This window comes from Mesorhizobium sp. M7A.F.Ca.CA.002.04.1.1 (assembly GCF_004022805.1).
Classification (GTDB): domain Bacteria; phylum Pseudomonadota; class Alphaproteobacteria; order Rhizobiales; family Rhizobiaceae; genus Mesorhizobium; species Mesorhizobium ciceri.
In genome coordinates this window covers 1-2,684 of record NZ_RZPL01000747.1, presented here as the reverse complement: position 1 = coordinate 2,684, position 2,684 = coordinate 1, and the positions used below count along the sequence as shown (strand labels likewise).

Sequence of the window (2,684 nt, the reverse complement as noted above, 5' to 3'; positions counted from 1 at the left end):
GACGAGCCGATACGGGTAAAAGCGCACGGGCGACTGTGCATTTGCACAGTCGCCCGTGCCTATCGAGCGTAGAATACCGGCGACGTCAGATCAGGGCCGGCGAACACTTCGCAAAAGCGCGGTCAAGGTTGCGCTCGCGCACGCCACCGCCACAAGCACGACCACGCCAGCAGCATTGGACTCCTGTTGTGTTCGAGCTGAGCCGTGCTGCACGGACAAAGGGCTGTGAACCAACCTCTTCAGATCGGACCGGCTGCCGTGGCGAACGGAATAGGCGCGCGTGAACTCGGCGCCGAGGAGGAAAATCTCCGACGAGTAGTAAACCCAGAGCAAAATCACGAGCAGTCCGCCGGCGGCGCCGTACGACGACGCAATCGCGCTGGTGCCGATATACCAGCCGATAAGCGATTTTCCCAATGTGAACAGGGCCGCGGTTCCGACAGCGCCGATTCCCACATCGCGCCATTCCAGGGTTCGATCGGGCAAAACCTTGTAAATGGCGGCAAACATCACGGCGATAAGCACAAACGAAACGACGCCGTTGATCCCGCTGAGTATGATCGTTCCGAACGGCAGATGGGCGTTGATGAAAGCGCCCAGTGCCGAAATCGCAGCGCTTGCGATGAGAGAGACCAGCAACAGGAACCCGAGTGCGGCCACCAACCCCAGACTGGCGGCCCGTGCCCTCACCAGACGCGACAGGGAATTGCCTTGCGGTTCGATCTTCCAGATTGTGTTCAACGACTGCTGCATTTCGCCGAAGACGCCAGAAGCGGCTACCAGCAAGGTGACCAGCCCTATGATCGCGGCCCAGGTGCCGTACAGCCTGCCGGATGCACTTTCCAGCGCAGTCTTGAGGAGATCGGCGCTTTCCGGTCCCATCAGCCCTGATATCTGCGCGGACAAGGCCAATTGTGCGGCATCGTGGCCGAAGACGAGACCAGCAATCGCAACCACGATCAGCAAGATCGGCGCCAGCGAGGTGGCGGCATAAAAGGCCATCGCCGCACCATGGCTGAGCGCATTGTCGTCGATGAAACCGACGACGCTTTCGCGCACCAGGTGCCATGAATCTGCAAATGAGGGTCGCACTTCGGATCCGCAGGCGTTGAGTTGGCGTTCACTAGCAATGCGCCGGACCTTCCGATGTTCCGGCTTGTGGCCGCCGCTGTTTCAGTGCTCCGCCAGCCAGGCGTCGAGCCGGTCCTGTTCGCGACGCAGTGCGTCGATGTTGATCAGGCCGCGCGCCATGGCGAGATAGATCGCCCGCGTCCGCGAGTTGAACACGGAAGCATCGCCGGTGCCGTCCTCCGCCGGCACGATGCCGAGCTTGTCGTAGCAGTGCTTGATGCGGCTCTGCGCACCACGGATCGACAGGCCGCGACGTGCCGCGATCGCCCGGTCGGTCAGGCCGAGCGCGATGTCGATCAGGCTTTCATATTCGCCGTCGGTGATGCCCTCGAACTTGTCCTGAACGCGATGCTGGATGCCGCGGATCTCGCGGTCGATGATGCAGTGGCCTTCGCGGAAAACCCCGCGCAGGGCGGACCGCATGCCTTCCTCCGTCGCCGATTTCAGCACATAGCCGTAGACAGAGCCGGGCGGGACGATGCGCGCCACGCCGCGCACATAGGCTTCGTCGGCGAAATTCGACCAGAACAGGATGTGCGTGCCGGCGCGGCGGTTCCAGATCGCCCTGGCAACTTCGATTCCCGTCGCCTTCGGCATCTGCAAATCGAGCACGACATGCAGTGGCTCGCGCTCAGTCGCCAGGTTGATGGCGTCCTCGCCGTCGCTCGCTTCGATCACCTCGACGTCACCGGGCCACAATTGCTCCACCGTCCGCCGCGCGAAGCTACGGTGCAGCCCGTCATTCTCGGCGATCATCACAAGCATCACATGGCCTCCGATACGGCGAGTTCGCCAGGCATTGTTGCAGCCGCCGCCAGTTCCCGTAATGGCTGGCGGTCGATCTCGACGACGACACGGGTGCCGCCGTTCTTGCGGCCGGCCTGGCCGATGCGCAGCCGCGCCCCGATAAGGGCTGCCCGCGTGTGCATATGGCCGATGCCGCCATACGCGGCCGGGTCAACGGCGCCGCAGCCCTGGCCGTCATCCGTCACGATCACCCGCAGCACGCTCGCGGTCGACGCCAGCAGCACGTCGATGCGGTGCGGCGCGGCATGGCGAACGGCATTGTTGATCGCTTCCTGCACGATCCGGTAGAGCGCGGTCCGCACTGGCTCCGACAGGCTGTCGGCGCCGCCGTCGCTGGTGTCGGCGATGCGCACGGCGATCGGCGGCTTGGCCCTGGCGACGCTGCGGTTGAGATGCGCCTCGACCGCATCGCGCAGGCCGAACAGTTCAAGCACGCTCGGCCGGATGTCGTCGACGATGTGGCGCAGTTCCGTCAGGCAGCCGGCGACCTCCTTCTCGAGATCGGCAAGCTGTGCTGCCCGCGCCACGCCCTGGCCGCGAAGTGCCGAGAGCTGGCGCGCGATGCGGGCGAGATCGGCAAGCGTCTGGTCGTGCAGGTCCATGGCCATGCGCCGGCGTTCGCGCTCCATGCCTTCGGTCAATTGCGAGGCGCCGACGCGCAGCAGCTCGACGCGATTTCGCGCCTCGCTCTCGGCCAGCATGGCGCGGCGCGCCTCCTCGGTCTGGATCAGCGCGAAGATGTAGGG

Annotated in this window: 3 protein-coding genes; all 3 read right to left on the bottom strand. The window is 64.5% G+C overall.

Annotated features, from left to right (window positions below):
- Nucleotides 1-90 precede the first annotated feature (90 nt).
- On the bottom strand, nucleotides 91-1,059 hold the full coding sequence (locus ENZ75_RS27780; protein WP_245441347.1) for a YihY/virulence factor BrkB family protein: 969 nt from the start codon (nucleotides 1,057-1,059) through the stop codon (nucleotides 91-93).
- Between the two features lie 114 nt (nucleotides 1,060-1,173).
- Nucleotides 1,174-1,896 (bottom strand): response regulator transcription factor, encoded by a 723-nt coding sequence (locus ENZ75_RS27775; protein WP_027163049.1) that lies wholly within the window; start codon nucleotides 1,894-1,896, stop codon nucleotides 1,174-1,176.
- On the bottom strand, nucleotides 1,896-2,684 hold a 789-nt coding region (locus ENZ75_RS27770; protein WP_245481261.1), incomplete at its 5' end, for a histidine kinase. The genes ENZ75_RS27770 and ENZ75_RS27775, both read right to left, overlap by 1 nt.

What these genes read in the sequence shown, in the direction of transcription:
- ENZ75_RS27775 (WP_027163049.1), bottom strand. Translation starts at nt 1,896, where the DNA reads ATGCTTGTGATGATCGCCGAGAATGACGGGCTGCACCGTAGCTTCGCG.